Consider the following 8,365-nt stretch of genomic DNA (forward strand, 5'->3'; position numbering starts at 1 on the left):
CCCTTCGTTTGAGTCGATCGCATAACGCAGATGGAGTGGTCAGCGATATCGTTTCGCTGGGGCTTCAGGATGAGTTGATCGGCGAAGCGATCACCATCCCGCCGGGTGAAAAAGTGACCGTCCAGTTGCCGTTCAGTGTCCTCAATGCTGTCGAACGCGGATTTGGATCGATCGTTGTCAGCGGACGTGATGTCCAGTCGAAAGTTATCCATTTCGATGTTGGCAGTACCACTGAAAACGGAATCTGGATGCGGTGGCTTGCGTGGGGATGTTTCGGGCTAGCCACACTTGCCGCCGTGATTTTTACACGACGCCAGAAGTTGTTGTCTCGGTTCTGCCGAAACCCACGTGATGTCCAGGGTGAACGGCATCGAGCGGGGGCCGTGCTCGACCTGTTTTCGTTTTCACCCGAGAACGAAAGAGTTCGATTGGCCCCCATCGCCAATGGGCTGGAAATTGAACTTGGCGTGGATGAGTCTCGACCGATGGACCAAGAGGAATCGATCACTACGGACGAACTGGTTGCGATGCGGGCACCGGATGGGCGGGCGGTCGAAATCACGGGCTTCAGTCCCGAAGCCGATCTGTGCTGGGTCAAAGTCCTGTCCGGTGGGCCCGCTGAACGCGAACGAGCATGGGCGCGGCGTAAACAACGACTCGCGTTCATGAGTGCCATCGCCTGTTGCATCTTTGCGATCGGTATCAAGCACTCGTCACTGGTCGCCGAGATCGTGCAATTCACTTTCGATGCGCTACATCTTTCGTAGCGGTTTGTTTCGCGTTCCCTCCCCTTTTCGGAGTCCAATAAGATGAGAGTCAATAATCGAAGTCAATCCGCATTGGATCGACTGAAACGAGCCGACACCCCGACGTATCCACTGGCAATGACGTCCGCGACCAATTTCGTTGGTGTCGGGACCACAGGTACCGAAGCAATGCTTCAGTTGTTCGCATTTGTCTACGCGGTAACTGGCGGCTTGCCGCCGGCCAACACGCGCTGGTTTTCGATCGACGCAGATAAGGATTCGCGTGATCCCACCTCGTTAGCGCACCAAAAACACGTCCGGTTCTTGTCGACTGGGAAAGACGGTGCGGGCACCGTGATTAGCACCGGCTACGCGTTGGCATCCATAGCATTTCCTTCCATCAGGCAATCGATCTTGGAGTCGATGGCTGCCTTGATGAACGCTCGCGATGATCGCTTTGCAGTCAATCTGCCGCCGGCTCAGAATCAGTCATTGGTGGTGCTCGCCGGTAGTGCCGGCGGCACAAGCGGCGGGACAAAAGACTTGGTCGTTACGGGCGGAATCTTGGGTGCCGGTCACATCGGCCTCAAACGCTTCGACGTCACGATGGCAACCATCGGCGGTCAGATTCCATGGCGTGACATCAATCGCAGCGTCAATGCCGACGGGCGTCAACGGATCATGGCGAATTTTGCCGAGTCATCGATGTGGCGATTCGGGCAAATGGCCACCCATTGTCCAATCGAGATTGACGTTCCTGGGCAACGTCCTGTCCGCTTGCCAGCGGCGACGCGGATCGGAACCAGTCTTGAGTTCGACTGGGAGAGTGCGTCCAACAAACTGCAAACCAATGAGCAGGTGGTTGAAATGATGTCCGCCTGTTTGTTCCAGCGTTTCTTTACTTCGGTGGGATGCCGACGCGAATCACGACAATGTGACGACGTGAATTGCGGGCGTACCGGCCAAAAACATCCCCTTTTCCATGGAGTCTCCCTGGTATGAATATGCGTCCCACCCAATACCGACAAGTCCCACTGCAGCAGCAGGCAATGGGGACACAAGAAGCGAAACTCGCGATTTACACGCTGTATCAGCAAAGCTGCTGCGTCACGACTGCAGATGGATTGCGACTCTTGATCGACGGCAATCCGGGCAGCAACGACGGCATTGATGCGGTCATCCGAAAGTGCGGAATGACGGAGGCCGACGTGACGACGGTCGCCCAGATTGGTAAGGCGTTGCCAAAGCTACCAACTTTGGACTTCGGCGACCTCGATGTCACGGCGGACAGAATGGCGGAACTTGCCGACGACAATGGCGGGTGGCGTCGTCAATTCGAACAGGTTTCAGCCGGGCTGATTGATCATAAGGTCACCGAGATCGATGCCCGGATGGATGTCCTCGAAGAGTTGCTTGTAAGTCAATTCGACTTTGCTACAGCTATTGCCACCCTGACGGACCTTCAACGACGTTGGAGTCGCGATGCCGAAAGCATCGACACATCAATCTGGCAACCCGGGTTTTCGGATCGTTTGCGACATGCTGCCGAGATGTACCGACGGTTCGCCGTCGAACAATCTCAGCGTAAGGGTTGGCGTCGTGGGCTATCCAACGACGATCGCGATCAATTGCAGCAGCAATTCGACCGGGACTACCGACTCGCACTTCGACGAGTCGATCAATGCAAATCCGAGTTGATTCGGGGAATCAAAAAGCGATTGACAACGGAAGACAACGGTCGCTCGCTCACCGCCCGGGTTCGGATGCTATCGAACCGATGCGAACAGCTTCACGATTTGCGGTCGTTCCTGCGTGGGAGCATCACTCCCGTTGAAGACACCGTTACGGTCACGCAAGTGGTGAAGCAAACCACCGACCCGATCGGTGGGGACCAGAACCGATCAAGCATTCCATTTACCCGAGCGTCACGTCCTGACGGTGACCAGCAATGTACTTGGTCCCGGGCACGCCCGCTCCGAGTATGCGAGTGCCCGGTACCTTCGCGACAAAATGATTGGCGAAGGAACGTTCGCGCCGATCTATCCATTTGACCAGCGAATGGCTCGCCCATTGGCGATCACCGAGCGGCCGTTCGACCAGCGGGATAGCGTCGCGCTGTTTGACTTGGCGTTGGAGTACAGCAAGATCGTGTCCCGGCGAGACACGAAGGGCGAAGTGGTTTATACCGTTCCGAACATGGATGAAACCATCCGGTTCTGCTTTGAGGCAAGCGTGGCATCGCGTCGCACCGGCGATCCCGACTATTTCATTCGCTTGCTTGAAGAAAGCTGGTTCCCCGACTTCGTTGATTCTTGTGTCGACTCGCTGACATCGGGGTGGCACGAGGATCTGTGTCAACGCCTTGATAGCGCTTCGTCGACGGTGATCGCGAAGAAGATGGTCTCGCTTGGCATCTTGGAACAAAAGCCAAACTCGAAGCGGTTGCGATTCGCGGTGCCCTATAGCGCGATTCGACCTGTTCGCAGCGAACTTTACCGAATTGTCACAACCACCCGCACGGGTTTGTCAAAAACACGCTTCCTTCGAAAGCTGCACACCGTCGACGAACTCTACACTCGGGTGCTGGAAGACGTCATTAGCGGTGAAGCGATGGGCAAGATTCCCTACCGCCGCTTGACACCGTTTGCCAAAGAACACGTTGACGAGCGACGACGAGGAGCTGGGCTGTAATGAATGGCCTACTCGAAATCGTCGATTCCGCACCCGGACTGTATCTTTTTGCGGTTGCCTATTTGATCTATCACGTCGCCTGTTCGATGCGGCGTCAGCTTTCGTTCATCTCTGCGTGGCAGGACGTCTTTGGCTTGGGCACCTTCATGTTCCTGCTGCTGCGGCGACTTGTGTGGTTACAGCCTCGCAGCGTTAGCGAAGTGATGGACGCTTTGTTCCGAGCAATCGCATTCGGCATTGTGGCCTTCGCACTTGCGGGAGTTGTCGGTGTCACTTGCATGACGGTATGGAGGTCGATTCAACGTGTTCAGCAAGAAATCCAATTGCGAACCGACCGCTGGCGTCTTGAGAAAGAGAAGACACGCCGAGCCGGGGACAACGCGTTTTCGCCGCCGGCCCCCACCGCTCGTGAGGTCGAACAACAACGGCAGCGGCAGGAGCAACGCGACGCGGAGAACAAGAAGAGGGAGGAAGATCGACAACGACGCCTTGATCTCAAATTGCAAGCTGAGCTGGAAATGGAGTTCGCTGCCGATGAAACCCGGCATCGTGCATCGCCCTCAAAGATTCATAGGGAGTTGTCTCGATGTAATCCGTTTCGCTCCCGCCCGCAGCAGCATGGATTTCAGCGAGATCCGTAAGGCCGGGAGTGAATGCGATCGAGACCCAACGGGGATTAAACCGGTTGGTCGTTTGTGCAAGTTGCAGGCATCCAGCAGCTCGGTAGCGTTCTCTGCAGTTAAGTGACTAGCAACAACAGCAAGCTTCGACCAACCTAGCTGGGCAACCCGTTCTGGCGATACGTTTGCTTTGTTGCAACATCGCACCACACGCATCAATGCCTGAGCCGTACGCATTGGGATTCCAACCTCTTGCTCCACGTATTCGGTGAAGGTCGAGTATTCATGAACCCAATACCCTTCGCGGCGACATTCTTCCAGAAGGTAAGCCATGGCCAGCTGAGAAGAATCGAGCATCTGACCGAACATGATCAGACTGGACCGCACGAAGACGGCACGGCTGCCGTCAACGACAATCGTTTCTGTAGGTGTTGCATGAGCACGTGCGTCTCCTGCATCCGATCATCCTGACGTTTGATTTGCTCGTCCTTTCGATCGAGTTGTGTTTCTAACGTTCGGATCTGAGCGTCCTTCGCTTCCAGTTGGCTTCGCAGAATCTCCAGCACCATCCCAGACGGTTGGTTGTCAGCACTCCCCTTCTTTTCGTCAGCGGTTCCAAATTGCTCGATCACAAATTCCTGCTCAATCGTCCAGCGATACGGCTCCCCTGCCTCCTGTGCACGTTTCAGCTCTTCAACCGACGGTTGCACTTTATCGCGTGAAGCGTGATTCGGATCTTCAACAACGTCACGAATAAATCGTTTGATGGTGCTTGCAGAGACCGGCGTGATTTTGCTGGCTTCAACTGCAGAGATAAACTCAGACATAGGGGGTAAATGGAATGTTGATCCGACCCTACAGCAGCCAAAACAGAAAAGCAAGCAATTGAACGAGGAAGTGAACCGAGCGTTCGCACTTGCGTTCGAGGCATTCAAATCAACGGTTCGCGACTCGTTCGCGGAACTGTTCAAATTTGTTGTACGCAACAAACTCGCCAAAAATCGGCAATCGTTGCCCGCGTTCAGCGTGGTCCATGAACCACGCTCGAACGGATCAATGCGAAAGAGGGGAGAGGGGACCAATGTCGATCAGAACGCAGGAACCAACCGACCAATCAAGAGGCGTCCATGAACCAACTGCGACCCGCTCGCGGTCCATTCGGGAGCCGGGCAAGCGGTGCTTCTTTGTTTTTACATTGACCAAAGAGGGGATTGCGACCGTTCCTCGAACGGGACACGAACCAGCCGCGACCAGTTCGGCGGTCTAGTTTGACTGTTACCCATTGAATAGCCAATTCAATCGAACAACTTTTAGCCGATCAAGAACCAGTCAGGACCGAACCACTGATTCGTCCATGGACGTCTCCTCCACAGCTATTTCGCAGTTCGAGGAGCACGTCCGGCAGGAAAAATTCGCAGGTAGACGGCCACGATCGGTTCAAATAAACTTGCAGCCAGTGGACGAGAAACAATTCCGTGAATCGGTTTGTGATTTAAAAAGCGATCTCTTAGTGACTCGGTCCAACTTGGGTACAATCGCATGAAGTCTGACCCTTTGTCGGCGGAATAGATCTCTTATTCTGCCAATTATGGAGCATATCCTGTGGAAGACGTTCGATTGGCGAAAGCCATTTTCGTCAGCGAAGCTCGTTCATCCCGACGTCGAAAGGGCCATCTGCTTGCTCTTTCAAGTATCGGCTTCGCCTCGCTCGCACGTTCGCCAGAATTCTGCATCAAGCTCTGGGTAATCGAGACCAAAATCTCGTATTCCTACATCACGGTTTTCGGGCTATTTCTAATCCCAGTTCTCGGCTATTCCCTGTGGCACGCTTCCGAGAAAGCTAAAAAGTTACGTGACGGTTTCTTGAAAGACTACAAGTCTTTGTCAAACTTTGACAATGTGCTCATTTCAAAACCGTCGAGCGGATTTTTTGAAGACGTTGGATACGTCTACCCCTATGCACTCGCAATCATCGCAATGGTGACGACGATGATTCAGTTTTACAAATTGGATTCTTCGTTCTCGTTGGCATTTCTCGCATACGAAAAAAACTTCAAAGATGGTGCGGTAGCCTACGAACCCTGGTTCTCAATTTTTTACTTGATTGGCTTGGCTCTGATTGTTCTGTGGACTTATCGCGAACTCGCTCCCCGTAGCAAGGAGTCAGTAGCGATAGACGCTGAATCGGGGAACGAGCGAGAAGATTCGACGCCAGACGCGTCATGACTTTTCATGAATGACAGGGTCGCCGGGGCACCGCAAATTCCAGTGTTAGCTTGGCTCTAGGCGATAAACATCGCATCAGCATTCTCACAAAGCCGCACATGCTTTTTCCAACAGCAAACGTGTCAACGCCGATAAAGAACTTTTTGTTTCTTGATTGATGATGAAATGGTAGAGATTGTTGGTTTTTTGCGGGAAGTCAACGCGGCGACATGCAAACCAGGCTAGCGGTGCGGGGTAAACGGGTATACTTCCCATGCCAAACACACTAGAAATTTCACAAGCGAGATTAATTTCGGATGATTTGTTACGGAAGCCATAAACGCGGTTGGAATGGTGCCCTCTTCCTTCTCGCCCTGGTCCAATTACTATTCGTTGGCTGCAACGGGGATGTTACGATCCCACTGCCGACTCCAAAACTTGAGCTGTCTGTCGACGAGAAATTGCCTGCCCAAGTACTTTCGTCAAGCCAAGGCTTGACGGTCGATGGAAGCCTGACGCTAGTGCCTGGGACCTATAAATACGGGGATGTGTTGGTCGTTGTTCAAGACCACACGGACGTCACCCTGTCGGATATTCGCTTAGACTTTGAGCGGATTGACGCGGAGACGATAAAGGTTATTCCGTCTAAGTTTGCAATTGCTTTCTCCGAAACGGTAGATGTCGACGGAGTTCAACTCGCAATGTTGGACGGCGACGCAAGCTCTACTAAAGTGCAAGTCGATGTGTATGGGACGCTAAAGAACTTAATCGCTCTAGCGGTTGTCGAGGCAGTAGTCGTTCCGCAAGAGTCCTCCGTAGAGGAAATGGTTTCAAAGGTTGTGCTCAATAGTGCGAGAGTTGAGATGCGACCCAAAAGCAGCATCCGTCTAGGCGGTTTGGACATGAAACTTCTTGCAGGTGAACAGGCTGTGGGCACATCCGTCCACTTGGGCCGAACAACCGCAACTTTTGACCGACATCAAGATGGAATTGACGGAGAAGGAAGCATCAAGCTTAACTTGAGTTGCAGTATCGAAGGGAGTCATGATGAGCAAACGGAAGTCGTTGGCAAAACGGTCATGGTGATGGGGGCGGCGGCTTGGACGGTCAAGACTGGTGTATTCTCGGCAGAGACTGAGGAACCGTTATCAATCACACTAGAAAGATTAGATGTAAAAAGCGAACAGTTAAATTTCGTGCTAACTCCTTCAGATGAAAGTAAGAGATTGACTCTCAAAGCTGATGGGAATTGGGCCACCGATACCTATGCCGTGGCCCTCAGAATGTCCGGTGTGACCGTCGAAGGCTCGTCGGTGGTCGATGGGGGGAAAGTAACGCTGCGAGGAATTCTGGATGAGTCGCTTGCAGTCTGCAAGCACGGTAAGCTTCATTCCGTCAAGACGGAGAAACCCGCTAGAAATGTAACCGTCAATTACAGTAAGAAGCTTGATGACGCCCGCGTTCTAGAAATCAAGTCCGAGTTGCCGAAGATTAACGTAAGTCTCGACTCGAAGAACGATAGCCTTGGCATTTCTTTCGCTGATGTGGTCGCACAGGCTACTCAAATCCTGGTTAAAGAGAAAGGCTCTCCATCAGTCACGATGGTGTGCGGTAGTAGCCGCCTTTTGGCCACGGGAGCGAAATTTTCTGGTGGAATAGATGCGATAAAAATATCGCTTGATAGCGGGGCAATTGCGGAGTTTTCTGATGTTGTAGTCGAAGAGTTGTCGGATGAAGGTACAGGAAGTGTTTCCTGCGTTCTCCAAGACAGTGCATTGCCAACAGTCATGAGAAAAGAACTGGGGGACACATCACTTACAACAAAGACGGTGCGAATCATGCTGAAGGGATGGAAGCCACTCAGCATCGATATGCACGAGTTTACTGCTTCAGCAGACCTGCAGGCATTACAGAAAATTGCTCGCGAAGCAATCGAAAAGAAGCACTCTGTCGATAGCAAAGACAAGTTCGTCCCAATTAAGTCAGCCGACGTAAAGCTTACGAGCTTCAAGTTGTCACCTGCCCAGAATGGGACGCACGTTCATCTCACGGGAACGGTTCGCATCGATGGCAAAGTAAGGGTGAAAAGTGACGATGTGCTTA

The 8,365-nt window shown here is 52.9% G+C and carries 8 protein-coding genes; 7 read left to right on the forward strand and 1 reads right to left on the reverse strand.

All coding sequences use genetic code 11. The annotated features are described in order from the left end of the window. The 5 genes from RMSM_RS40785 to RMSM_RS08025 all read left to right on the forward strand — a co-directional run. On the forward strand, positions 1-767 hold a 767-nt coding region (locus tag RMSM_RS40785), incomplete at its 5' end, for a hypothetical protein (protein WP_040764795.1). Between the two features lie 42 nt (positions 768-809). Then, positions 810-1,748, forward strand: coding sequence for a hypothetical protein (locus RMSM_RS08010; protein WP_008694002.1), 939 nt, complete (start codon positions 810-812; stop codon positions 1,746-1,748). Then, positions 1,745-2,797, forward strand: a complete 1,053-nt coding sequence (locus RMSM_RS08015) for a hypothetical protein (protein WP_040764798.1) — start codon at positions 1,745-1,747, stop codon at positions 2,795-2,797. Before RMSM_RS08010 ends, RMSM_RS08015 begins: the two co-directional genes overlap by 4 nt. Continuing rightward, the gene (locus RMSM_RS08020) at positions 2,757-3,437 is read left to right on the forward strand and encodes a hypothetical protein (protein ID WP_040764800.1); all 681 of its coding nucleotides are present in this window, start codon (positions 2,757-2,759) and stop codon (positions 3,435-3,437) included. The genes RMSM_RS08015 and RMSM_RS08020 overlap by 41 nt, the downstream gene beginning before the upstream one ends. Continuing rightward, entirely contained in the window at positions 3,437-4,078 is a 642-nt protein-coding gene (locus RMSM_RS08025) for a hypothetical protein (RefSeq protein ID WP_008694006.1), read from the forward strand. Before RMSM_RS08020 ends, RMSM_RS08025 begins: the two co-directional genes overlap by 1 nt. Before the next feature lie 350 nt (positions 4,079-4,428). On the opposite strand, the gene RMSM_RS08030 is transcribed toward RMSM_RS08025, so the two are convergent. Beyond that, positions 4,429-4,884 (reverse strand): hypothetical protein, encoded by a 456-nt coding sequence (locus RMSM_RS08030; protein WP_008694008.1) that lies wholly within the window; start codon positions 4,882-4,884, stop codon positions 4,429-4,431. Positions 4,885-5,938: 1,054 nt separating this feature from the next. Here RMSM_RS08030 and RMSM_RS39670 point away from each other — a divergent pair. Both RMSM_RS39670 and RMSM_RS08045 read left to right on the forward strand, forming a co-directional pair. Beyond that, on the forward strand, positions 5,939-6,283 hold the full coding sequence (locus RMSM_RS39670; protein WP_144057474.1) for a hypothetical protein: 345 nt from the start codon (positions 5,939-5,941) through the stop codon (positions 6,281-6,283). Positions 6,284-6,579: 296 nt separating this feature from the next. After that, a partial coding sequence (locus RMSM_RS08045; RefSeq protein WP_008694013.1) for a hypothetical protein occupies positions 6,580-8,365 on the forward strand: 1,786 nt, incomplete at its 3' end.

This window comes from Rhodopirellula maiorica SM1 (genome assembly GCF_000346295.1).
GTDB classification, from domain to species: domain Bacteria; phylum Planctomycetota; class Planctomycetia; order Pirellulales; family Pirellulaceae; genus Novipirellula; species Novipirellula maiorica.